This window comes from Polyangium jinanense (assembly GCF_028435265.1).
Lineage (GTDB): Bacteria > Myxococcota_A > Polyangia > Polyangiales > Polyangiaceae > Polyangium > Polyangium jinanense.
The window spans coordinates 72,563-96,838 of sequence record NZ_JAGTJK010000042.1 but is presented as its reverse complement, the minus strand read 5'-3'; the positions used below and the strand labels follow the sequence as shown (position 1 = coordinate 96,838).

General features: G+C 67.2%; 16 protein-coding genes. 8 read left to right on the top strand and 8 right to left on the bottom strand.

Going from position 1 to position 24,276, the window contains the following annotated elements:
- Window positions 1-159: 159 nt before the first annotated feature.
- The gene (locus tag KEG38_RS41685; RefSeq protein WP_272426175.1) at window positions 160-1,086 is read right to left on the bottom strand and encodes a LysR family transcriptional regulator; all 927 of its coding nucleotides are present in this window, start codon (window positions 1,084-1,086) and stop codon (window positions 160-162) included.
- 76 nt (window positions 1,087-1,162) lie between these two features.
- Here KEG38_RS41685 and KEG38_RS41680 point away from each other — a divergent pair, with 76 nt between their 5' ends.
- A complete protein-coding gene (locus KEG38_RS41680; RefSeq protein ID WP_272426174.1) occupies window positions 1,163-2,158 on the top strand; it encodes an alpha/beta fold hydrolase in 996 nt (331 codons plus the stop codon).
- Between the two features lie 6 nt (window positions 2,159-2,164).
- On the opposite strand, the gene KEG38_RS41675 is transcribed toward KEG38_RS41680, so the two are convergent.
- Window positions 2,165-2,869 (bottom strand): hypothetical protein, encoded by a 705-nt coding sequence (locus tag KEG38_RS41675; protein WP_272426172.1) that lies wholly within the window; start codon window positions 2,867-2,869, stop codon window positions 2,165-2,167.
- A gap of 527 nt (window positions 2,870-3,396) precedes the next feature.
- Here KEG38_RS41675 and KEG38_RS41670 point away from each other — a divergent pair.
- Window positions 3,397-3,807 (top strand): protease inhibitor I42 family protein, encoded by a 411-nt coding sequence (locus KEG38_RS41670; protein WP_272426171.1) that lies wholly within the window; start codon window positions 3,397-3,399, stop codon window positions 3,805-3,807.
- Here the strand turns inward: KEG38_RS41670 and KEG38_RS41665 are convergent.
- Window positions 3,791-5,065 (bottom strand): S41 family peptidase, encoded by a 1,275-nt coding sequence (locus KEG38_RS41665; protein ID WP_272426169.1) that lies wholly within the window; start codon window positions 5,063-5,065, stop codon window positions 3,791-3,793. The genes KEG38_RS41670 and KEG38_RS41665 overlap by 17 nt on opposite strands.
- On the opposite strand from KEG38_RS41665, the gene KEG38_RS41660 reads away from it, so the two are divergent.
- The 4 genes from KEG38_RS41660 (at window position 5,037) to KEG38_RS41645 (ending at window position 13,676) form a co-directional block, all read left to right on the top strand.
- Complete coding sequence (locus KEG38_RS41660) at window positions 5,037-9,845, top strand: nSTAND1 domain-containing NTPase (protein ID WP_272426167.1); 4,809 nt, start codon at window positions 5,037-5,039, stop codon at window positions 9,843-9,845. The genes KEG38_RS41665 and KEG38_RS41660 overlap by 29 nt on opposite strands.
- A 111-nt stretch (window positions 9,846-9,956) precedes the next feature.
- On the top strand, window positions 9,957-10,754 hold the full coding sequence (locus tag KEG38_RS41655) for a hypothetical protein (protein WP_272426165.1): 798 nt from the start codon (window positions 9,957-9,959) through the stop codon (window positions 10,752-10,754).
- Window positions 10,755-10,775: 21 nt separating this feature from the next.
- Window positions 10,776-12,701, top strand: coding sequence for a redoxin domain-containing protein (locus KEG38_RS41650; protein ID WP_272426163.1), 1,926 nt, complete (start codon window positions 10,776-10,778; stop codon window positions 12,699-12,701).
- A gap of 123 nt (window positions 12,702-12,824) precedes the next feature.
- The gene (locus KEG38_RS41645; protein ID WP_272426161.1) at window positions 12,825-13,676 is read left to right on the top strand and encodes a hypothetical protein; all 852 of its coding nucleotides are present in this window, start codon (window positions 12,825-12,827) and stop codon (window positions 13,674-13,676) included.
- On the opposite strand, the gene KEG38_RS41640 is transcribed toward KEG38_RS41645, so the two are convergent.
- From KEG38_RS41640 to KEG38_RS41620, 5 genes are all read right to left on the bottom strand, one after another.
- Window positions 13,677-15,584, bottom strand: a complete 1,908-nt coding sequence (locus tag KEG38_RS41640; RefSeq protein WP_272426159.1) for a hybrid sensor histidine kinase/response regulator — start codon at window positions 15,582-15,584, stop codon at window positions 13,677-13,679.
- A 4-nt stretch (window positions 15,585-15,588) separates the two neighbouring features.
- The gene (locus KEG38_RS41635) at window positions 15,589-16,041 is read right to left on the bottom strand and encodes a response regulator (RefSeq protein WP_272426157.1); all 453 of its coding nucleotides are present in this window, start codon (window positions 16,039-16,041) and stop codon (window positions 15,589-15,591) included.
- Window positions 16,038-18,377 carry a PAS domain S-box protein gene (locus tag KEG38_RS41630; protein ID WP_272426156.1) on the bottom strand — a complete coding sequence of 780 codons (2,340 nt, stop codon included), beginning with the start codon at window positions 18,375-18,377 and terminating at the stop codon, window positions 16,038-16,040. Before KEG38_RS41630 ends, KEG38_RS41635 begins: the two co-directional genes overlap by 4 nt.
- A gap of 106 nt (window positions 18,378-18,483) precedes the next feature.
- Window positions 18,484-19,911, bottom strand: a complete 1,428-nt coding sequence (locus KEG38_RS41625) for a DUF1254 domain-containing protein (protein WP_272426154.1) — start codon at window positions 19,909-19,911, stop codon at window positions 18,484-18,486.
- Window positions 19,912-20,083: 172 nt separating this feature from the next.
- Window positions 20,084-20,227 carry a hypothetical protein gene (locus tag KEG38_RS41620; RefSeq protein ID WP_272426152.1) on the bottom strand — a complete coding sequence of 48 codons (144 nt, stop codon included), beginning with the start codon at window positions 20,225-20,227 and terminating at the stop codon, window positions 20,084-20,086.
- A gap of 320 nt (window positions 20,228-20,547) precedes the next feature.
- Here KEG38_RS41620 and KEG38_RS41615 point away from each other — a divergent pair, with 320 nt between their 5' ends.
- Both KEG38_RS41615 and KEG38_RS41610 read left to right on the top strand, forming a co-directional pair.
- Window positions 20,548-22,557 (top strand): M23 family metallopeptidase, encoded by a 2,010-nt coding sequence (locus KEG38_RS41615; protein ID WP_272426151.1) that lies wholly within the window; start codon window positions 20,548-20,550, stop codon window positions 22,555-22,557.
- Between the two features lie 64 nt (window positions 22,558-22,621).
- Window positions 22,622-24,271 carry a CocE/NonD family hydrolase gene (locus KEG38_RS41610; RefSeq protein WP_272426149.1) on the top strand — a complete coding sequence of 550 codons (1,650 nt, stop codon included), beginning with the start codon at window positions 22,622-22,624 and terminating at the stop codon, window positions 24,269-24,271.
- Window positions 24,272-24,276: the final 5 nt, after the last annotated feature.

Genomic DNA, 24,276 nt, shown 5'->3' with positions numbered 1-24,276 from the left:
CAGCGCTGCCGTACCTCGTAGTGACGTTTTCCCTGTCGACAGCGCGCATCGCGCGCTGTCGCCCCGCGTCCAGGGCTTGCCCTGGTCCGGGTCCAGGGGTGGACAACCCCTGGTCGGGGTCCGGGGTGAAACCCCGGCGCAACGCTGCGGAACACCCTCTCAGAGCTCGCGCGCGATTCGCAAGATCTCCTCGTGCAGCCATTGGTGCGCTGGATCGTGGTCGTACGACGCATGCCACACCATTGAGATCGCGGTCTTGGGGAGCGTGATCGGGACGTCCGCCGTCGAGAGCCCCAGCGTCTCGGCCGCGGCGAGCGCCACGCTCCGGCGCAGCGTCGCCACGGCGTGGAGACGGCGGAGCAAGTAGGGGACGCCCACCGCGTGCGGCGTGCTCAGGGCGATGCGCCGCTTCAACCGCTGCTTCGCCAGCGCGGCGTCGATGCCGTCCTCCAGCGCCGCGCGTGACGAGATGCGGACGTGCGGGAGGTCCGCATAACGCTCCGCCGTCATGGGCGCGGACGGCTCGTGCCCGCGGGGATCGAAGAGGCACAGGTACGTATCGCCCGTGCAGATCACGCGGCGCTTGTGGTGCGTGCGGCCCTCGCTGAAGACGCCGATCGCGAGGTCGAGCTCGGCGGCGTCGAGCATGTCGGGGACCTCGGCCGGCACGAAGGGGCGGATCTCGATCCGGACCTTCGAGCCGAGCGCATCGAGGTGCGCGAGCAGCGGCGGCAGGAGGGCGATCTCCATGTCGTCGTACACGGCGATGCGGAAATGCCGTTCGTCGCGCGCGGGATCGAAGGGTGCGCTCGCCTGCAGCGTCGCCTGGATTCCGGCGAGCGCGTTGTGGACCTGCGCCGACAGCTCCTGCGCGCGTGGTGTGGGTTGCATGCCGCCCTCGGTGCGCACGAAGAGCTCGTCGCCGAAGAGGTCACGCAGGCGCGCGAGGTTGTGGCTCATGGCCGACTGGCTGAGCCCGAGGCGCGCCGCTGCCCGCGTCACGTGGCGCTCCGTCAGGAGAGCATCGAAGGCCACGAGCAGGTTGAGGTCGAGCCTCGCCAGATGCGTGTGATCGATGATCGTCATGCGCCGTATCGGTTGGATTCAGCGCGGCCGTGGACCTACGTCAAGGCCTTCGACGCACGGCGAGGAGATGCTCTCGATGAGGAATGCGACGGAGATGCGGCGCCCGTGGGCCGAGGCGCTCGCGTTTTTGATGGTCTCGATGGCGGCAGGCTGCGGCGAGGCGCGGCCTCCGGCGCCGAGCGTCCCGGTCGTGGCCGCGAAGGCGGAGAACGCCGTCGCCGGGGACGGGCGCTTGCCGCCTGCCAAGCAGGTCCACGTGAAGACGCCGGATGGGCTATCGATTGCGGTGCAGGAATGGGGCAATCCGAAAGGTCCCGAGGTGCTCTTCATTCACGGTCTCTCGCAAAGCCACCTCTCGTGGGCTCCGCAGATCGAGAGCAGCCTCGCGAAGGATTTCCGGCTCGTCACGTACGACCTGCGCGGCCACGGCGTATCGGACAAACCGATCGAGACGAAGTATTATGAGGAGGCCCGACGCTGGGGGGACGAGCTCCGGGCCGTGATCGAGGGAGCGGGCCTCCGGCGGCCGGTCGTCGTGGGATGGTCGCTCGGGGGTGTGGTGATCCTCGATTACCTGCGGGCGTATGGGGACGCGGGGCTGGGCGGCATCGTGTTCGTGGACGCGGTGACGCGCTTCGATCGCGCGCTGCTCGGCGAGATGCCTCCGCTTTGGTCGGAGGACCTGTCGACGAGGCTCGGGGCCATGCGACAATTCCTTCGGGATTGCTTCGTCGTCCCGCCGCCCCCCGCGGAGTTCGAGACGATGCTCATGTACAACGCCATGGTGCCCGTCGAGGTGCAGGGCGCGGTCGGGCGTATCCCGCTCGACGGAGCGGACGAATCGCTGCGCGCGCTGTTGGTCCCGGCGCTCGTGATTCATGGAGCGGAGGATCGCCACGCCAAGGTTGCCATGGCGACACGTACGGCGTCGCTCGTTCGTGGCGCGCGGCTGTCGGTGTACGAGGGCGTGGGGCACGCGCCGTTTTACGAGGCGCGCGAGCGGTTCAATGCGGAGCTGGCTGGGTTCTTGCGGGAGGTGAATGGGGGGCGGGAGGGGGTGGGGAAGAAGTAGGCGGGATCAGCTCTGGGCGGGCGCGGCGCTCGTCGGCTCGGGATCGAATTCCTCGTCGGACTCGCTCGCGCCCTTCCGACTCTTCTCGACGACCGGGAAGATCACGTCCTGCAGCTCGCGATTCCGGGGGAAGGCGGCGCGGACGATACCGATCACCTTGTCGACGGCGTCGTGGTGGGCGTCGCGGAGCGCGAGTTCGACCTTGAAGGCCTCGTCGTGCGCGGTGAGCGCTTCGAGGTGCGCGGCGACGGCGGCTTCCAGGGTCGAGAGGGCGGCCTTCAGCTTGGGCAACCAGGCGGCGCGGTAATCGTCGATCCCCGCGAGTTTTGCGTTTTGCAGCCGCTCGACGAGCTCCTTCAGGGGCTTGACCTGGCGTTTGCCCATGGGGATGACGACGGGGCGCAGGCCTTTCGGAAAGAGACACGCGCAGATACGACCACGCCGGCCGCCGTCCTCGATTTCCGCGGCGCGGAGGGACGAGCGGATCACGCGCTCGGCGCCGAATTCGGCGAACCGGAGCGCGGCGCGGGTCTCGACGACGGGGATACGCAGGGCGCGGCGCTTGTCTTGCTGGGCGCCGAGGGCGTCGTTGACGGTCCGGATATCGTTCGCGGCGGCGGCGGTCTCCGGGAATTGCGAGAGGCCGGCGGCGAGCTCGACGCCATACTCGAAACGGACGGTCGACGAGACGTTGTGGCGGTACTTGCGCATGATGCTCTCCCTGGGCTGGAGGCCCGGTATGTGCGTGTTCGGAAAACCTGCGCGAGCGGGTGCCCGTTGAACGACAGGCGGAAGATTTCATTCGCGGAGAAGCAGGAAGACGACGCCGGCGTGGTCAGCGGGGGTTGATCGGCGTCAGCGGTCGCTGATCGCGATGGACAGCGGCGGTTGATCGGCGTCAGGGGGCGCTGGTCACGATGGTCGGAGGGGGTTGACGCTCGTCAGGGGGCGCTGGTCACGATGATCAGAGGGTGTTGACGCTCGTCAGGGGGCGCGCTGGTCACGATGGCCAGCGGGGGTTGAAGCGCGTCAGGGGGCGCTGGTCACGATGGCCAGCGGGGGTTGACGCTCGTCAGGGGGCGCTGATCAGGATGGACCATGGGGGGCGACGCTCGTCGAGGTGGGTGATTTCGTCTGGCAGAGCGCTCCCGGTGGCTGCGCTCCGCCCCATATGGACATGGAGGGGTGGCGGCGCGGATCGATGCGCGCTCGAAGACGACGGCCCCGAGGAGGAGACCATGAGGAAGCTCTACTCGTATTCGGCGATCCTTGCGCTGGTCGGCATGATGCCGGCGAGCGCGCAGGCACGCGAAATCGTCTTGTCTAACGCAGACAATGGCAAAAGGGTGACCGTGCAGTCGGGGGACGAGGTGATCTTGCGCCTGGAATCCAACGCCTCCACGGGTTACTCGTGGCACATGGTCCTCTCGCCGACCTCCATCATGAAGCTGACCCAGCACCGGTACGTCCCGGGTCGTTGCCCGGGGGGCGCCGTGGGTTGCCCGGGCATCGAGGAATTCCACTTCGTTCCCGCGGTCTCTGCGAGCCACGAACTGGGCGAGTGGCTGCGAATGCTCTATCTGAGGCCGTTCGACCCCGGGGTCGCGGGAGCCACGCTCTGGCAGGTCGATGTCACCCTGAGGCGCTGAAACGAGTCGTCCCCCTCGCGGACTCCCGCTGGGACGGCGCCGCGAGAATCTCGAGCGCGCGCGAAAGGATCGCATCCTCGCCCGGCCCGTCATGCCCGACGAGATCGACACGCTCCGGCGGGAGCCAGCGATGCCGCGGGGTGCCGTCGATGTGGAAGAGCCGCTCGACCGGGATCGCAAAACGAATCCCACTTTGGTTCAGGGTGGACGACGTGATGGCGCCCTTGAGCCCCGCCATGGGCGTGCCGACGACCACGCCCCGGCGCATGGCATCGACCCCGATGGCCATTCCCTCGCCCATGCTCCCCGTCCAGTGATCGACGAGCACGGCGGGCGGTTTTTCGTACGTGAAAGGGCCACGCGGCAGCACATACTGGACCCACACCCGGCTCCGCCCCTGCCAGCCGACGCCCGGCAATTCGTGCTTCTGGTAGGGCAGGGGCTCCCGCACGAAGCGCCCGAGCAGCGCCTCGGCAATGGCCGTGTTGCCGCCGCTCGGGGTGTCGCGCAAGTCCAGCACGAGCGCGCGGCAATCGGCGAGCTCGGCGAGCGCGGCGTCGAACGCAGGGACCAGCGCGTCGTCGCCGAGGGAATTGTGAATCCGGAGATAACCGACGCCGCCCGCGAGCCGGCGATGCTCGAGCGGTCCGTTGCCGGACGGGACCTCGGGGGCGGCGAGGTCGATATCGCGCGGACCCTGGGCGGTCACGATACGAAGCCGGCGTTTTTCGTCGTGGCGTCCCGAAAGGAGGCTACGCAGCGCCCAGGCATGCGCCGTGGGGTCGGCGCTCGACATCCCGAGCCGCTCCGCAATGGCCTGCGCGACGGGGACGCCGCCAATCGCAAGGACCTCCTGGCCCGCCCGCAGGCCCGCCCGCGCCGCGGCGCTGCCCGGCCGGACCTGCGTGACGATCGCGCGCGCGCCATCGAGCTCGGCCCACAGATCCGCGCCGCTCGGCACGAGGCGAAACGAATGCTTCGTATTGGTGCCGAGATGCGCGTGGGCGTCGTGCAGCTCGTCGAGCACGACCTCGAAGAGGGCGACCTGTTCCGCTTTGCTGTGGACACCGTCCGCTCGCGCGGCATACCGGCGGCGCACGGCGTCCCAGTCGATCGACTGCTCCCCGAAGTAGCCGTACTTCTCGCCGATCTCCGCCAATAGCTGGTCGACATCCGCCGCGACGCCACGCGGCGCCGAGGCGCAACCTGAAAGCGTCGTGAGGAGGGCCATGGCGAACGTGGCAGCAAAGACGCGCATGCCGAGGCCAACTAGCCGAGCGTCCGTTCTCGTGCAACCGGGCGCGGGGGAAACCTCGGGGGGAGAGCACGGTTTCGCGGCACAGCCGAGGAAAGCGCTGGTCGATCCCTGGTTCGCCCTCCCTCGTGGCCTTACGCTCCATGTCCGGATCCGGGAGCGGCGCGCGCCGCGTCGAGACTGCATGAAGAAACGCGACCGACCACAGGAATGGTCGCCCGCGGCTCGTGGCACGGTTCCCTTGCTGCAGCTGGTGGCGCCGCCCGCCAAACCCATCCTGCGGCACACGCCCCCAAAACCCGTCGGCGTCGGCGCCGCCATCAAGCATTACGAGCTCATCCGCGAGCTCGGTCGGGGCGGGATGGGGACGGTGTTCCTGGCCCGCGATACGAAGCTCGGCCGCCTGGTCGCCATCAAGCTCCTCCACAGATACACTGGAGAAACGGCCGAGCGCTTTCTGGCCGAGGCGCGGGCCACGGCTCGCTGCAAGCACGAGAATATCGTGGTCATCCACGAGGTGGACGAGTTCTGCGGATATCCGTACATGGTGCTCGAATACATCGAAGGCCGCACGCTGCGCGCCTTCATGGCCGAGCACGAGGGCCCCGGACCGATGTCGCCGATCCAGGCCATCGAGCTCGTGATCCCCGTGGTGCGCGCGCTGGTCCGCGCGCACCAGTTCGGGATCGTGCATCGGGACCTCAAGCCGGAAAACATCCTCCTCGACGACGCGGGGCCGATCAAGGTGCTCGATTTCGGCATTGCGAAGCAGGTCGAAGCCAAGGCCATCTCGACGATCACGGACGCGCACACGCTCACCGAGGGCGATCGAGAGTCCCGAGAAAAGGTGATCCTCGGGACGCCCCCGTACATGTCGCCCGAGCAATTGCTGGGCGGGGACATCGATCCTCGCACGGACATCTGGGCCGTGGGTATCATCCTCTACGAGCTGCTCACGGGGGCGCACCCGCTCGATCCATTCTCGTTTGCGCGGCTCTCGGAGGTCGTGGACCTCGATGTCCCCATGCCCAGCATGGCCGAGAAGCGCCCGGACGTGGGTCCACTCGGCACCATTGTCGACCGCTGCCTGAAGAAGCGCAGGGCCGAGCGCATCGGCTCGGCCAAAGAGCTCCTCGCCGAGCTCGAAGCGCTCTTGCCGGGCCGGAAGGGGCTCTCGCTGGGCGAGGACGAGAGCCCGTTCGCTGGCCTCGCCGCGTTTCAGGAGGCGGATGCGGCGCGTTTTTTCGGCCGCGATCGCGAGATCGCCGCCGTGACGAGGTGGCTGCGCAACCAGCCGTTGCTCGGCGTGGCCGGCCCCTCCGGGGCGGGCAAATCGTCCTTCGTGCGGGCGGGCGTGATCCCTGCATTGAAGCGCTCGGGCGACGGCTGGGAAGCATTCATCGTGCGCCCGGGTCGCGAGCCATTGTCCTCGCTCGTGGATGTGCTCGTGCAGGTGGCCGAGACGGCGGGCTCGGCCGAGAACATCGATCACGACGGGCTCGTCGCCACCTTGCGCGCGCAGCCGGGGTATCTGGGCGCTCGGTTGCGCGCGCGCTGTCGGCGTGGGGGACCCAGGCACCGGATCCTGCTTTTCGTCGATCAATTCGAGGAGCTCTATACGCTCGGCGTCGACCCCGAGGTGCGGGCCGTGTTCGTCGCCTGTCTTTCGGGCGCGGCCGACGACGCCTCGTCACCTCTGCGCGTCCTGCTCGCCATTCGCTCGGATTTCCTCGATCGCATGGCCGACGAGCGCCATTTCATGGTCGACGTGACCCGCGGGCTCTGGTTTTTGCCACCCATGGAGCGCGAGGGGTTGCGCGAAGCGTTGACCCGGCCCATCGAGGCCTCCGGTCATCGATTCCAGACCGAGGAAATGGTCGAGCATGTGCTCCACACGCTGGAGAGCACGCGGAGCCCCTTGCCGCTCTTGCAATTCACGGCCGCGAAGCTCTGGGAGGCGCGGGATCGCGAGCGCCGGGTCTTGACGCAGGAGGGATACGAAAAGATCGGCGGCGTCGCCGGCGCCTTGTCCGCCCACGCGGATGCCGTGCTCGCGGCCATGTCATTGCACGAGCAGCGGCTTGCGCGCGCTGTCTTGCTCCGCCTGGTGACGCCCGAGCGCACGCGCGCCGTGGTGAGCCTGGACGAGCTCTGCGAGCTTGCCCAGGACGGCGAGGGGAGCGCCCGCGAAGCAATCGCGCGCGTGGTTCAGCACCTGGCCGGCGCGCGGCTCTTGCTCATCGAGACAGGGGGCGAGCGCCAGGGAACCACTGTAGAGCTGGTCCACGAATCCTTGATCGACCGATGGGCGAAGCTCGGGCAATGGCTCGCCGAGAGCGAGCACGACGCGGAATTTTTGGCCCGATTACGCACCGCTGCACAGCAATGGGAGGCGAGTGGCCAAGCTGAAGGCCTGCTCTGGCGGGATCGCGCAGCCGAGGACGCCCGGCAATGGCGCGAGCGCCGTCGTGCCGAAGGGGGCAACAATTGGAATGATGGGCTCGGTAAGCGCGAAGTTCGCTTTCTCTTGGCTGTCGTGGCCTTCGCCGAGCGCGCACGGCGGCTGCGCCTGCGGATCGCCATAGGCGTCATCACCACGCTCAGCGCGGTCGCGCTCATGGTGTCGTATCTGGCGGTCCGCGCCGACCAGGAAGCGGCTCGTGCGCAAGCCGAAGCCCGAGATGCGCGCAACGCCACCCGCATGGCCACGGCTCGTGAGCTGCAAGCCGACCCTACGACCGTGCTCACGATTTTGCGCGAAATCGAGCCGCCAGGCGTGCCGCGAGGGTGGTCCATGCTCGCGCGCTCGGCCTTGCACAGCGGGGTCGCTCGCGCGGTGCTGACCCATCCGGATTGGGTCACGTGTGCGAGCTATAGCCCCGACGGCAAGCGCATCGTTACCGCGTCTTTGGACAAGACGGTGCGGGTGTGGAATGCCGACGGCACCGGCGAGCCTCTCGTGCTTCGTGGTCACGAGGATACGGTCCAATCGGTGGCGTGGAGTCCCGACGGCAGGCGCATTGTCAGCGCGTCCTGGGACAAAACTGCGCGTGTGTGGAATGCAGATGGGACAGGCGAGCCTCTCGTGCTTCGTGGTCACGAGCGCCGGATCTATTCGGCGGCGTGGAGCCCCGACGGCAAACGCATCGTCACCGCGTCCATGGACGGGACGGCGCGCGTGTGGAGCGCCGATGACATGAGGGAGCTTTGGGTGTTCCGTGATCACAAGAAGGGGATCCATTCAGCGGCGTGGAGCCCCGATGGCAAGCGTGTCGTCACCGCATCCCTGGACAATACCGCGCGCGTGTGGAATGCCAATGGCGGGGGTGAGCCCGTGGTGCTTCATGGTCATGCGTCCTGGGTCCATTCGGCGGCGTGGAGCCCCGATGGCAAGCGCATCGTCACCGCGTCACAGGACAAGACCGCGCGGGTATGGAATGCCGATGGCACGGGCGAGCCCCTCGTGCTTCGTGGTCACGAAGATCGAGTTTATTCAGCGGCGTGGAGCCCCGACGGCAAGCGCATTCTCACCGCGTCATGGGATAAAACTGCGCGTGTGTGGAATGTTGATGGCACGGGTGAGCCCATGGTCCTTCGTGGTCACGGGTTGATGGTCCTTTCGGCGGCGTGGAGCCCCGACGGCAAGCACATCGTCACCGCGTCGTGGGACAAGACCGCGCGCGTATGGGACGCCGAGGATACGGGTGGGACGTTTTCGCTTCATGGTCACGAGGATGGGGTTTTTTCCGCGGCGTGGAGCCCTGACGGTCAGCGCATTGTCACCGCGTCCTTGGATAAAACCGCACGGGTCTGGAATGCTCATGACATGAGTGAGCTCCTGGTCTTTCGTGGTCATGAGGATCGCGTCTTTTCGGGAGCATGGAGCTCCGACGGCAAGCGCATCGTCACTGCATCCGGAGACATGACCGCGCGGGTATGGAGTGCGGATGGTACGAGCGCGCCCCTCGTGCTTCGTGGCCACGAGGACATGGTCGTGTGCGCGGCGTGGAGCCCGGACGGCAAGCGCATTGTGACCACGTCGTACGACAAGACCGCGCGGGTGTGGAATACCGACGGCACGGGCGAGCCGTTGGTCCTTCGTGATCATGACGATGTCATCTATTCGGCCGCGTGGAGCCCGGACGGCAATCGCATCGTCACCGCGTCATCGGATAGGACGACGCGGGTGTGGAATGCCACTGGCATGGGCGAGCCGCTCGTGCTTCGTGGTCATGAGGCTCAGGTCTTATCCGCGGCGTGGAGCCCGGACGGCAAGCGCATCGTCACCGCGTCGTGGGACAAGACCGTGCGGGTATGGAACGCCGATGGCACGGGCGAGCCGCTCGTGCTTCGTGGTCATGAGGATGGAGTCTTGTGCGCGGCATGGAGCCCAGACGGCAAGCGCATTGTCACTGCGTCGAATGATAAGACCGTGCGCGTGTGGAACGCGGATGGCACGGGTGAGCCCCTGGTCCTACGCAGCTCCGATTTCGCAGTCAGCTCCGCGGCGTGGAGCCCCGACGGCAAGCGTATTGTCACCGCGTCCGACGACAAGACCGCGCGCATCTGGACCGACCTCGAGCCCCTCCGCGGCATCGATGACCCGAAGCTGTGGACCGCGACGACCTACTGCATGCCCATCGAGCGCAGGAGAGAGCTCTTGCGCGTGTCCGAAGCCACGGCCCGCGCGCACCAGGAGGCGTGCCTGCGCCGCGTCGAAGCGGCCCGCGCGGCTGCCCCCGACGGGTCCTTGCCCATCGGGCTCCGGCCGGAGAAGCCATAACATATCGTCCCCCAAGGCCCGAGGCGCCGGAACCCGATTTGCACGTCCATGTCGCGCATGCGACCCTCCCAAGGCCGCGAGATGATGACCCCGCGGTGCTTCGGTGAAACCATGGTCCACATTGTCTCTTTTGCTTTCCTTGCCCTCCTCGCCGCCGGCTGCGGAAACCCGCCGCCCGGCAACAATACCGAAAAAGACGCCGGCGCCGATGGCTCCGCACCCGTGGGACCAGGCATCATGGGAATCCTGAAAGACCACGCGGATCAGCCCATCGGCGGCGGCAAAGTCCTCGCCTGCATGGCGACCCTTTGCCTCTTCGGCGATGCCGAGCCGGACGGCAGATTCTTTTTCCCAATCGAGCCCACGGCCGAGGTCGCATTGAAGACCCTGCCGGACCCGACGGCCACGCCCCGCAAGTCCGCCGCGCTTTGCCCCGTGCGAATCGTCGATTCGTCGCTGATCGACGTGGGCTCCCTCCACGTCCCGAGCCTCCCGGAGGGGGCGCTCATCGGACCCGCTGCGCAAGATCCGCAAACCCTCACGGCCGGCGACGGCATCGTGCTGACCCTGCGTGTCGCCGATCTCACGCCCTACCTCGGCGATACGCTCATCGACATCGCCGCCCGGCGCATTCCGCCGTCCCAAGCTTGCCCGTGGGTCGTGCCCGAGGGCGAGGAGCTCGTCGCCGTGTATGCCTTGCACCCCTTCGCCGCCGTGAGCTCTTCCCCCATTGCCATTCGAGCCCCGTCGGATCTACCCGCCGGGACGAAAGTTCAGTTTCGAACGATCAGCGAGATCGACGGCGCCTTCTCGGAGCCGGTCCCGGGCGAGGCCGATGGCACGAGCGTTGCGACGGCGCCGCAGATGGGCATCACCGAGTTGACTTGGCTCGTGATATCAAGAGACTGATCTGGCACAGAAAGGCACGATATGACGACTCCTTCCTTGATACGAACGATCTCCCGCACCCACGCCGCGCTCCTCGGCGCCTCTTCGCTTCTGCTCCTCGCCGGCTGCTCCGACGCCCCGCCGCCGTCCCAGACCCCGGGCCTGACATGCGGCGAGGGCACGCAGGCGGTCGGACGAGAGTGCGTGCCGACCGCGCTCGAACCCGGGCATTACTTGAGCCCGCTCGTCCAGCTCCAGAACCTGGCCGAGGTCGGTAGCCATACCGACGAGGTGCGTATCCGCGAGGACAACCTGCTCCTCAATTGCAGCTACACGTTCAACGTGATCGACGCCGAGCACGCGAACGACATGGAGGCCCTGACGGGCGAGGGTCTCAAGCACACGATTCCCGGCGATACACGCACGCCCGGTTGCAAGCACCTCGCCTGGGACGAGAACCTCGTTTTCACCACCCACCTCGGCAACATCCGGAATCCGGCTTTCCTCAGCGGCTGGGACATCACCGATCCCGAGGTGCCCGTGCAGCTTCCGGTCCTCCAGGAGCCCGGCGTCAGCTACGAGGGCGTCGACGTCGCGAATCACCACATCTTCGTCGGCCTGCACGAGAATGGCCTCGGCGTGTACGATTACGACGCGGCCAATGGCTTCACGCGCGTCGGGAGCCTCGGCGGCTTCACGAATGCGTGGGGCATCGCCGCGCGCGGCAATCACGTGTTCGTCGCCGACGGCATCGGCGGGTTCTCCACGGTCGACGCCACGGATCCGGCGAAGCCCGTGGAGCTCGGCCGTGTCGCCATCGGCGGACAGGCCCGCGGCGTCGTCGTCGACGGCAATCACGCGTATGTGGCCGCCGGCTCCGCGGGCGTCGCCGTGGTCGACATTTCGGACCTCGCGAGCCCGAAGGTGGTGGGCCGAGCGGAGATGCCCGGCACGGCCCTCCGCGTCGCGTTTTCCGAGGGCCGTATCTTCGTGGCCGCGTGGAACGACGTGCGCGTCTATGACGTGACCACGCCCGAGGCCCCGCGCTTCGTCGCCGCCGTCCGCATTCCGCGGCCCTTCGATTACGAGGACGCCGATCGCGAGCTGCCGACGATGCGCACGTTCGGCGTGGCCGCGCGGGGGCAGGACGTCTTCATCGGCGCCTGGGAAAACCCGTATTCGTACCGCCTCGAGCCGGACCGCCTCGCCCCCAACATTCGCCTGCCCGAGACGGCAGCCCGCCTCGATTTCGGCAAGGTCGCGTCCGGCGCCGCGAAAACGATCCAGATCCCGGTCACGAACCAGGGCACCGCGCCGCTCACGCTCGTCGACAACTGGATCAGCGGAGACGCTTTCGGCGTCGAGCCGAAGCAGGCCCGGATCGAGCCGGGGGAGACGCTCTCGCTCGAGGTGACGTATGTCGCGTCGTCCGCCGAGGAGGAGGTCGGGTATCTGCACATCGTGTCGGACGACCCCGCGGCCCCGGTGCGAAAGGCTTATCTCGTCGGCAATGCGCCGGGCGTGACCATTGGCAGCCCGCTGCCTGCCACGACGGCGACCATGCTCGACGGCACGACGTGGACGTCAGAGGCTTCGGCCGGGAAGGTGCTCTTGCTCAGCTACTTCGCCACGTTCTGCCCGGTCTGCGCGAATCACCTCCCGGACGTGGAGGAGCGATTCTGGCAGTCGTACCGGGACAAGGGGCTCGAAATCGTCGCCCTGAATCCGCGGGAGACGAGTGACAAGATCGGCGACGTGCAGGCCTATTGCGAGAACATCCGGGTCTCGTTCCCGCTCGGCATCGAGGAGCCCGCGAGCACGTACGCAGCCGTGACGACGAACTTCGTCGGGCCCAATCCTTTCCCGGTCGATGTGATCGTCGGCAAAGACGGGACCGTCCGGTACGCGAGCCACGAATACGATCCGGACGCGATGGCCGCGGTGATCGAAGAGCTCCTCGCAGAGTGACCCTCCCGCCGCCGCGGCCACGCCCGGTCAGGGCGTGAAGCCGAGCCGCGTATCCCAGAAGTCGCACGTCTCCTTCCCGACCCCCGCCTGCACGGAGCCCGAAGGCGCGCTACGCTCCCCCCGATGCTCGCCCGGTCGCGCGTCCTCGCGGTAGGCGCCATGCTCGGCGCGTCCACGCTCCTGCTCGTGTCGTGCGATCGAGCGCCCCATGCCTCGTCGACGCCTACTGCCGCGCCCACGGCGCAACCGGCCCCGCCAGCATCGAGCGCGCCCGCTCCCTCGGCCCCTGCGCTTCCGCCGCTCGGCGGCGATTGGCTCGTGCGCCTTCCGCTTGAAGGTTTTCGTGAGGCCGTGATCGCGGCGCCCATCGGGACGACGTCGCCGCGGCCCATCTTGATCGGCGTGCACGGGTCCCGCGATCGCCCGGAATGGGCTTGTGGCGAGTTTCTCGGCGTGACGAAGGGATACCCGTTCATCCTCTGCCCCCACGGCATTCCGCTCCGCTCTGGGCCGGAGCCGCTGTTCGGATTCGCGACGTCGGAGGAGCTCGAGCGTGAAATCGACGCGGGCCTGAAAGCGCTCCGCGAACGCTTCGGGCCCTACGTGGCCGAGGGGCCAATGATTTACGGCGGGTTTTCCCGCGGCGCCTTCCTCGGCGTGCCCATCGTCGCCGACGACCCGGCGCGTTTCCCCGTCGTCGTCCTCGGCGAGGGCGGGCAAAGCTCATGGACGGACGACCGCGCCGTGCGATTCGCGCGCGGCGGCGGCAAGCGTGTCCTCTTCGTTTGCTCCACGGCGGCCTGCGAAACGGCGACGCCGCCCGCGCTCGCCATTTTGAAACGTGCGGGCGTCGAGGCGAAGATGATCACCGCCGGGCACATCGGCCATATCGTCGACGATCGCGTGGTCACCCTGATCCGCGGCTCCTGGCCGTGGCTCGTGCGGGATCGGACCGGGCCGCTCGGGCCCTGGTGATCAAGCCGGACGCCCCACGCGCGCATGGCCGAGTTCGTCCAGGAGCTGCCGCACGACCTCGAAATTCGGCGGCTTCGTCAGGTGAAGATCACACCCGGCCGCGCGTGATCGCTCCCGGTCTTCGTCCCGCCCATACCCCGATAGCGCGACGAGCCGGATCTCTTTTCCCCAGGATTCCCGGCGGAGCTGCCGCGCGACCTCGTATCCATCCATGCCCGGGAGGCCGAGATCCAGAAAGACCACGGTCGGCCGGAAGCCCCGCGCCATAGCGAGCGCCGAGGGGCCATCATAAGCCCGCTCCACCTCGTGCCCCAGCATTTCCAGGAGCAGGGAAACCGTCTCCGCCGAATCCTGGTTGTCGTCCACCACCAGCACCCGCAGGCCCTTGGCCCCCTCGACGACCGCACGCGATTCGGAATCGTGGCCCGCAGCCTCCCCATTCGACGCCGGCAGCCGGACCGTGAATGCGCTGCCTCTGCCCGGGCCCGCGCTCTCCGCCATCACCGCGCCGCCGTGCATTTCGACGAGCCGCTTGACGAGCGTGAGCCCCACCCCGAGCCCCCCTTGCGCCCGGTCGAGGGACACGTCGCCCTGCGTGAACAGGTCGAAAATGCGCGGGAGGAGCGCCGCGTCGATCCCCATGCCGGTGTCCGTGATCCGCACGACCACCTCGGCCCCTTCGCGCGTGGCCGTGATACCGAGTTGCCCTCCCTGCGGGGTGAATTTGGCCGCGTTGTTGAGCAGGTTCGCGAAGACCTGCGTCAGCCGGGTGAGGTCCGCGCGCACCTGCACCGGCGCGGGCGGCAATTGCACCACGAGCGCCTGCCTTCGCGATTCCACGAGCGGACGCACCATTTCCACGGCCTGCGTCACGGCCCTGCCGAGGTCGATGATCTCGGGGTGCAGCGTGATCTTCCCCTGGCTCACCCGGGACACGTCGAGCAGGTCGTCGACGAGCCGCGACAACGTCATGACCTGACGCTCGATGATCACGCATGCCTCTTGCACCGTGGCATCCGAGAGCGGGGCCGTCTTGTATCGCACGATGGTCGCCGCATTGAGGATCGGCGCCAGCGGATTGCGGAGCTCGTGGGCGAGCATGGCGAGGAATTCGTCCTTGCGCCGGTCCGCTTCCTGGAGCTCCTCGGTCCGCGCCCGGAGGCCCTCTTCCAGCGCCTTGCGCTCGCTGATGTCCTCCACGAGCCCGTCCACCACTGTCCGCCTGTCCTCCTCGCCCACGCGCTCGCTCACCCGCGCCCAGACCCGCGACCCGTCCGGCCGACGCACCTCCATTTCGCGCTTCGCCATGGTCTGCCCGCTCTCGGTATCGCGGACCTTGTCCGCTTGTCCGGGCGGCGAAAGGAGCGCTTTGATGCTCCCCGCCCGCGCCTCCGCGAGCGTGCTTTGGCCGATGATCCGCAAAAACGCGGGGTTGCAGAAGAGGAGCTCGCCCTCGGCGGTGGCGCGAAACACGCCGACGTCGAGCGCGTCCGTGAGTCGCTGGAGGTGGGTCTCGACCTGCGTCAGCCGCCGCTTGGCCGTGGCCCGATCGATGGCGTGTCGGACGGCGAGCGGCAGCCGGGCCATGCGCTGGGGGCTCTTCACCACGTAATCGTCGGCGCCGGACTTCATGGCCTCGACCGCCACTTCTTCGTTTCCGCTGCCGGTGAACAGGACGACCGGGCAATCGGGCCAGTGGCGCTTGATGAGCTGCAACACCTGAATGCCGTCTGTCCACCGCATCATGTAATCGGTCACGACGGCGTCGTACCCGTCCCGCGCGAGCGCCTGTTCGAAGCCGGCCTTGTCGAAGACCTCGTCCGCTTGGGCGTCGGGAAACTCGTGCGAGAGGAGCCGGATCGCCACGAGGCGGTCGTCCGGATTGTCGTCCAGGACGAGAAAACGCATGGGATCAGGCGACCTCCGTGTCCGCCCGTCGATTGAGCATGAGCCAGTAGACCCCGAGCGCCTTCACCGCGTCGAGCAGCCCCTCGAAGCTGACGGGTTTGACCAGGTACGAATTGCACCCGAGGTCGTACGCCTTCCGCACGTCGGTGCTCTCCATCGACGACGTCAATACGACCACCGGGAGCCGCTTGATCCCCGGCTGCTGCCGCAGCCATTCCAGGACCTCCAGCCCCGAGCGCCGTGGCAATTTGAGGTCGAGCAGGATCAAAGCCGGCAAGGGGTGCGTCGCGCGATCGTCGTACGGGGGCCGGCCGGACAGGTAATCCACCGCCTTGTCCCCGTTGTCCACGATGTGCAGCGGGTTCACGAGCTCGGCTTTCTTGAAGGCGCGGCGAATCATGAGCACGTCGGTCGAGTCGTCCTCGACGACGAGCACGCCGATGTCCGCGATGTTCATACGCCCTCCTGCTTCGGCAGCTCGATCCAGAATCGGCTCCCCCCGGCCGGATTGGGCTCGACCCCGCACGATCCGCCCATTCGCTCGGCTCCTTTCCGTACGATGGCAAGGCCGATGCCGGTGCCCGGGTAGGCCTCTTGCGCGTGGAGACGCTCGAAGACCCGGAAAATGCGCTCCCGATGCTCGGGGTCGACGCCGATGCCATTGTCCTCGACCCAGAGCCGCACGCGATCGCCGCGGTCCTCGGCGTACACGTGCGCCACGGGCTTCTTGTCCGCTTGCACGAATTTGATCGCGTTTCCGAGGAGGTTCGTCACCACCTGCCCGAGCGTCGTCCGATGCGCGACCGCCCGGCCGAGCGGCCACGCCACGGTCACCTCGGCCCCGCGCTCGTGAATCTCCGGCCGCATTTGCCCGAGGACGTCCGTGAGGACACTGCCGAGGTCGAGCGGTTCGAGGCGAATCGCCTCCCGCGCGAGCCGAGCGTACGCGAGCAGATCCTTGATGAGGTTGTCCATCCGGACCGCGGCCCCCACGATACGCTGCGTGTAGTCGCGGGCCTCGGCGGGCAGCTCTTCCGCGTAATCCTCGAGCAGGGCGTCGGCGAGGGAATGCATGTTGCGCACAGGGGCCCGGAGATCGTGGGCGATCGTGTAGGAAAATGCCTCGAGCTCCGCGTTCGCCTCGGAGAGCGCCTGGGTGCGCTCGTCGACACGCCGCTCGAGTTCGGCGGCGAGCCTTCGCACCTCGTCCTCCGATTGCTTTCGGGCCGTGATGTCACGAGAGACCCCGACCAGGCCCACGACGGCCCCGCTCGCGTCCCGGAGCGGCGCTTTCGTCGTCAAATAGGTCCGGACCGCGCCCGGCGGGCCGAATTCCTCTTCGTCGGTCACTTCTCGACCGGTCGAAAGGACGGAACGATCGAGCTCCGCAATGCGGCGGCCCTGCTCGGCCTGCGGGGCGAATTCGACGTCGCGGCGCCCGATCGCCTCTTCCTCGGTGCGTCCGAGCAACTGCAGCGTGGAGGGGTTCGCGAGCGTGAGCCGACCGGCGACGTCCTTTGCATAAATGAGGTCGCTCGTGGCATCGGTGACGGCCCGTAGGAGCGCTTTTCGTTGCTGGAGCGCCTCCTCGGCCTCGGCCCGTTCGGTCACGTCCTGGAAGACGACCATGGCCCGCTGCGGCTCACCATCCTCGCTCCGTAGGATGGTGGCGGTCACGCGCACGCGGATTTCCCGCCCGTCCTTGCGGACGTACCGCGTATCGCTGTCGAACATGGCGCACTCGCCGCGGACAATCGCCTGAAAGCGCGCCCAATCCGCAGCCCGGTTGTCCGGGTGCGTGAGCTCGGGGAACGTCATGTTTGCGAGCTCGTCCGCCGTGCAGCCGGTGATTTCGCAGAGCATGTGGTTCACGCGCAGAAATCGCCCGGTCGCGAGGTCCACCTGCGCCTCGCCGACCCCGGCCCGCTCGAAGGCTTCGCGGAACTCTTCTTCGCTCGCCGCGAGCCGCCGCGCCGCCTCGCGTTCGGTCGTCCCGTCCTGGAACACGAGCACGACCCCGCGGATCCGCCCGGCGTCGTCCAGGATCGGTGCCCCCGAATCCGTAATGGGGTATTCCCTGCCGTCGCGGGCGACGAGGAGCGTGTGATTGGCGAGCCCAACGACGGATCCGTCCCGCAAGACCTTCGCGACCGGGTCTTCCATGGGCTCTCGATCGGCCTCGCCCACGACGTGGAACACCTTGTGGAGCGGACGACCAATGGCGTCCGCGGCTTTCCACCCCGTGAGTTTTTCCGCGGACGGGTTCATGAAGCAAACGAGCCCGACCTCGTCCGTGGCGATGACCCCGTCACCGATGCTCCGGAGCGTGACGCGCAGCCACTCCTCGCTCGCATGCATCTTTCGCTCGGCGGCCTCGGCGCGGTTCCGGGCGCGGTGGAGCGAATCCGTCAAATAACTCAAGCCGCCGCCGGTGAACAGGAAGAGCGCGAGCTGCGCGCGCACCACCTCCGTCGAGAGCTCGAGCTCGAACTGGGGGCGCAAAATGAAGAACGTGGAGGAGAAGGCGGCCAGGACCATGGCGAAGAGCGCCGCCCGCAGCCCGCCGTACCAGGCCGCAGCCATGACGGCGAGGGTAAAAATGAGGAATGGGGAATGTTCCCCGAGCAAGGGGGCGAGCGCGAGCCGGATCGCCGTCACGGCGGCGACGGCCGCGATGGCTACACCATACCGCGCGAAGAACCGCTTCCCGGTCCCTTCACGAGGCGGCTTCGGGCTCGCGCTCGCCTGCGGGGGCGACCACACGGGCGAGCTCGTTCGGGCGTCGTACAACATTTCATGGGTGTACGTAGCCCGTGCGCAAGACCTCAGGGAGCCTTCCGCTGGAAGTTGCTTCTGCGCCGCCGAGCGGGCCGAGCGGAGCCGTCATTGCCATGGGTCGTCATCGCACGCGATGGACGCCGGGCGGCACCCACGCTTGGTCGAGCACCGATTGCATCGGCCAATAGAGCCGCAACATCAGCGAAAAACGACCCGATGGCGCCGGAAGCCAGTTCGACTCTTTGCCTTCGCCGGGCGATTCGTGCTGGATGTAGAGATCCAGCGAGCCATCGTCATTGTACTGAAGAGCGTTGCGCGGGCTGAGCGTATAGCGATTCAGCGGATTGTCGTAGAAAAAGAACCGCTCATTGTACATCGTCAGCGACCAGAATCCGTTCGCCTGAGGCAGCTCGCCGCTCGGAAAGTGCAGCACGTACGTGTGGTCGCCCGAAAGCGGCCGGCCTTCGGCGTCGACATTCGCGAGCGGGTAGACGGCGTCTTGCGGAAGATTGGCACCGAGCCCGACATAGGTGACGTAGGCGCGTTGGAGGTAATCGGTACCGTAGGTGCCGGTCCTGAGAGAAAACGTCCAGCCGTTGACCTGCAACCCGGCGTTCGGGGCATGGGCCAGAATATCTCGGAGCGCGGCGTCGGGCACGCGGGAAAGGGCCTCGAGCTCTGCTGGGGTGAACCTCTGCGGGTCGAACACACGTCCTGGGACGATGCCGAGTTTCGCCAGATTCTCCACCATCGGAGCATCGGCGGCGGCCGGCGGGTTTTTCGCCATCGCGTCGGCGAGAATTTTCAAGAAGGACTGGGCTTCGAGCGCGTTGACCTGGTCCCGGACCGCCGTCGTCATATCGATCGAGGGGTCGACACGGCCTCGCGGTGGGATGTACTCCGTGCCCCAGGCGCTCAGCGGAACGAGCTTGTACTGATTCTGGAGGGCGTTCACGGCCGCGAAGTCTTTCTCCGTGCCGGTACTGTAGGTGCGGCCGATGATCCAGACGATGTTCGTCGGTGCCTCGATCTCGGTGACGCCGGCGGGAAGCTCGCCGTGCCAGCCGGGCCCCGTGATCGCATAGTCGTGTGCTTTGCCCCCCACGGTGCGCTTTCCCGGCGACGCGAACACGTTCGTCCAGGCGTCGAGCATCGGGAACAGATAGTAGCGATTCCCCATTTCGGGAACGCTCAGGATGTAGGGCTCTTTCGATAAATCCAGCCATGCCACGGAGTAGAGCGTATCGGCGTTGGGCGCAGTGACGTCCTGGAAACTCGCATCAGGGTATCTGCGAACATTCGCGAACCGACCCATCGGAGCACGTGTTTGCATGGGCTCGGCGACGTTCGTCATGACCCTTCGGGTCATTTCCATCGTGACCAGCGGGTAGCCATAAACATAAACTTCCTTGCCCAGCGCGAACACCTGGTCCGGGGTCAGAGACCCACCACCCTCTCCGAGCCCGGGCTCGAGACCCACCGCGGCAGACGACGTGAGAAGCGACGACAGCGCGACGACGGGAAAACATCGCGTAAACAACGTTGCCATGCGTCCATCCTCCTCGTCGACGGTTTGCAACGCGCATACCGAGGGGGCGATTTGGGGGATGATCGCGTGGCCGGAGTCGCTCGGGCGAAATTACAGGGGAGTTTGCATCCCCCGGACTCCGGGAAGATCGCCCTTGGGCTCCCGCTCCGAGGGGGTTCTCCGGAGCCGACGCCTACTCGAAAAAGGCGCAGTCGATCCCGCCGACCGTGAGCCCCCAGTCGTCTCCGATGTTCCAGCGGCGGAGCTCGGCGTCCATGATGCGGAGCGCCTCGTCGACGTGACGGAAATCGTGGACGCCCGAGCCGTCGTACTGCACCTGGCAAGCCTACCGTGGGGTTCGTGCCGACCAACTCCTGCTCTCCCAGCATGTTGGCCGGAGACCACGTCGTCGTTCCCCTCTCGGGAGAACTGTCACGCCATCGTTACGCTGTCACGATGCAATGACATCGAAGGGGGGCGAGCGTCACGCAAACGTTACAGTGCCCTCCTGGACGTACGGCTCCCGAGGAGATCCATCCCGTGTTTCGCGCTGGTATGAAGGGTGCAGTAGGGGCTCGCGATTGCCCACCGCCGTGGCCTGCGCCAATCCGGCGCTAAAGTCGTTCCATTCACTGTCGTTGCATTGAGGTTTCGCTGATGAACCGCAAGCTGAAGCATCTCTGTTCCTTGCTTGGTCTCGGGCTCGCGCTCGCGTCGCCTTCGGTGGCGCAGGCCTACCGCATCAAGTTGCCGTGGCGCGGCGACAGCCTCCCGGGAAACACCTTCATGACGTATACGCAAAGAGCGCACGGCAACTGTCCGCCGGAATGGCCTTACTGCGAGCTCGACATATGGGCGGAGCGCTGGGATTCGTCGCTCGGCGCATGGACGGAGTCCAAGACGCCCGGGCAGGCGACTCGAACCACGACGCCGTCGGATCACGTGACGTGGGACATGCCGATCTACTCGCCCGTGGATGGGGAGGTGATCGCCTGCTGGCGGCGCATGCCGGATGACGACCTGAGCGGGGACATGGTCAACTGTCCAGGTGGCGACCCCGGAAAGCTCTGTATGGATGCTGGTAACTTCGTCGCCATCCGGACGGAGGACGACAAGGTCGTCGTGCTAGCCCACTTGAAGCAGGACAGCATCAGCACGACGCTCTGCCCGAATCCCGATATGTACATTTACACCAACCCGCCCGCCTGCCCCGAGCTCGGGGACGGTTGGACGAAGATTGTCCCGGAGAGCGTCCTCACCACCCCCAGGACGATTCGCAAGGGTGATCCGGTCGGACGGATCGGTGACACCGGCCGGGCCGCGTGGCCGCACCTGCACATGCACGTCAAGCCGTACGACGAGACCAGCCTGGGTGAGCCCTGTGTCGGGCAGGCCGAGATGCTCGAGTTCGACGAGGGCTGGATGCAGTGGAAGGACAGTTCGTCGAATGCTGACAATGACGGGTGGTGGCAGATGGACGGCTCGGGCTGGTACTTCGGGGCCGGTCACCAAACCCTCTTGTGGAGTGACCCGCAGGGGATCCGCCGCGATTCGATCGACGTGAGCGTCGGCATCAGCTCGTCCGTCATGGTCACCACCGATCCATTCTATGACACGGTCCAGGGCGCCGCCGTCTACATCAACGCCGATCACAACCTGGAGGCCGTCGGCTACACGATTGAGTCCGACGACACCTTCACGCTGGGCACGACCGTGGAGAAGAGCACGGCCACGGCGGTCGACGCCGCGACAATCAATCCGACGGAGAAGGACTTCGTCGCCACCATCCGCAACGGCAACGGCAAGCTGCAGCTCGTTCCCTACGCCTTCGGGTTGAACAACAGCCTCGTCGAGGGCACCTTGGGCTACACCTCTTCCACCGACGTTACCCTCGTCAAGGCGACCACCGCCCCGAACCACGACGGCGTGACCGTGGCCCAGAGGAACACGAGCACCGGATATCTCCAGGTGACCAATTTCGGCGCGACGCAGGCGTTCACGAACCTGAGCGTCGACCTGCGTGGCTCGGCGATCTCCAGCTCGGCGATCAGTGACGTCGACATCGCCCGCGTGGTGGCGGGCAAGGCGCTGGGCGGCGATACCGGCACATTCAAGGGGGTCGTCACCGCCGAGCGCCGCGTCTCGGACAACGCCGTGGTCGTTCGCTCCTGGTCGATCAGCACCAATGGCTCGACCGTCTCCCAAGCCGGGAGCGTGGTCGCGTCGAAAGCTGGAGGCGGAACCCTCACGGCATCCGATGTCGACATCTCGGTCGTCGGCAACGCAGGTCGTGAATTCGCGGTCGTGTCGGCGCGCGAGGTGACGACCAACGATCTGTGGGTGCAAGTCTATCAGATCTCGAGCCTCGGCACGCTCACGCGCCTGTCGGAGTGGGACGCCGGGCCGATCTCCGCCCTCTCGTCGGTCAAGGTCGGTGATCGCGATGTGGCCGTCGGCGTGGTGACCGGCGGCATCCTGAGCGTGCTGTCGTTCAGCGTGGATGCGAACGGCATCGTCGGCCGCTCGGGCACGCGGGACGCCGGGGCGATCTCGGCCGTCGCCCTCGGCGCGACCCCGAGCTCCGAGCACCTCGTCGCCGCGGTGACCAACTCGGTCGGCAATGTCGAGCTGATCCACTACATCACGAATTACAGCACCGCACTCTGAGGTTTCGTGCTCGGGCGACGCAGAGGCCTTGCGTTCTCCCCGGCCCTGCGTCTCCATGAGAGACGTGATCGACCTCAAGACCCTCCCGAGCCACCTCCTCGAATGGCTCCTCGACCTCCCGCCCGCCGAGACGCGCGACATCGTCGTGGAGCGTGATCTCCGGGTGCCCATGCCCGACGGCACGGTCCTCCTCGCCGATCGGCATGCTCCGCGCGACGCCAAAAAGCGACCGCTGATCCTCGTCCGCTCCCCCTACGGGCGCACGGGCCCTCTCGGCGTGATGCTTGGCCGGCCCTTCGCCGAGCGCGGCTTCTCGGTCCTGATCCAGAGCTGCCGCGGCACCTTTGGTTCCGGCGGCGTGCTCGACCCCTTCCGCACCGAGAAGGACGACGGCATCGCCACCCTCGCCTGGCTGAAAGAGCAGCCCTGGTTCTCGGGCGAGATCGCCACCTTCGGCCCGAGCTACCTCGGCTTCGTGCAATGGGCGATCGCCCGCGACGCGGGCTCCATGCTCAAGGCCATGTCGCCCCAGATCACGCTTTCCAATTTCCGCGATTTCAAATATCCCGGCGAGACCTTCTCGCTGGATGCCATGCTGCGCTGGACACAGCTCGTCCATATCCAGGAAAAACCCCTCCACGAGCAGATGCTCACCCGGTTCGCCTCACGCCGCTCGTTCGAACGAGCCTTCGTGCACTTGCCGCTTTCCGAGGCGGATCGAATGGTCCTCGGTCACCGGGTCGGGTTTTTCCAGGACTGGCTCGAGCACAACGCTCCGGGCGACCCATGGTGGACGCCGGTGAACCATACCGACACCGTGGCCGAGGTGACGGCGCCCGCGCTTTTCATCGGCGGCTTCTACGATATCTTCCTGCCCTGGCAGCTTCAGGATTATGCCGCGCTCGTCGCGGCGGGCCAGAAGCCGTACCTCACCATCGGCCCCTGGTCCCATACGTCGAGGCCCCTCTTCAAGGAGAGCATTCGCGAGTCGCTCGCCTGGTTCCGCGCGCACATGCTCGGCGATCGCAGCCGCCTGCGCGAGGCGCCCGTGCGCATTTACGTGATGGGCGCGGACGAATGGCGCGAATACCCGACCTGGCCGCCGCCCGGCGTCCGCACGGAGCGTTATCATCTCCAGCCGAACCGCGGCCTCGCGCCCAAACCCCCCGCGGCGTCGTCGCCCGACCATTATCGCTACGATCCCGCCGACCCCACCCCGTCCGTGGGCGGCGCGCTCCTCAACGACGAGAGCGGGCCCCAGGACAACCGCGCCCTCGAAGCGCGGCGCGACGTATTGACCTACACGACCCCCCCGCTCGACCGGAACGTCGAGGTGATCGGCCCCGTGTCCGCCGAGCTCTTCGTGCAATCGAGCCTCCCGCACACCGATTTCTTCGTCCGGCTTTGTGATGTCGATCCTTCCGGCCGATCCGTGAACCTTTGCGATGGCATCCAGCGCCTCGTCCCCGGCCGCCCCGCGCCGCGGCCCGACGGCACGCTGGCCATCACGATCGAGCTCTGGCCCACCGCGCACCGCTTCCGCCGCGGCCACCGCATTCGTGTGCAGGTCTCGAGCGGCGCGCACCCGCGCTTCGCCCGCAATCCCGGCAGCGGCGAGCCGCTCGCCACTGCGACGCGGCTCATCCCCGCGGACCAGACGGTGCATCACGATCCCGAGCGCCCCTCGGCAATCGTGCTCTCGGTGCTCGGCTGACGCAC